The sequence below is a fragment of the Bartonella sp. AC158YNML genome (genome assembly GCF_042196725.1).
In the GTDB taxonomy this organism is placed as follows: domain Bacteria; phylum Pseudomonadota; class Alphaproteobacteria; order Rhizobiales; family Rhizobiaceae; genus Bartonella.
The window spans coordinates 335-597 of sequence record NZ_JBHIQU010000098.1 but is presented as its reverse complement, the minus strand read 5'-3'; the positions used below and the strand labels follow the sequence as shown (position 1 = coordinate 597).

The following is a 263-nucleotide window of genomic DNA, read 5'->3' as shown; positions in this document are numbered from 1 at the left end:
TCTCGTTTTATCATCTTGCTTCACAAAGCTACTAGCTGCGACTTGTTGTTCAACTTGTTTTTCAATTTTTTGCAGCTGTCCAAAATTCACTGCATCGGTCTCATCAGTACCTTCTGTAACGCCCGTTATCTTTTTACCGCCAGCATTAATACCATCAGTCATTATTTGAGGACCGCCCGTAATGTTTAAACCCGTTGTATCGAAAATATTCGCACCTGCTTTGATACTATCCAGCGCAATAACCTTCACGAGGTCAAATGTTA

Annotated in this window: 1 pseudogene; it reads right to left on the bottom strand. The window is 40.7% G+C overall.

Annotated elements, in window-relative coordinates:
- Positions 1-263, bottom strand: a pseudogene (locus ACFIM1_RS09460) (hypothetical protein); the annotation flags it as partial.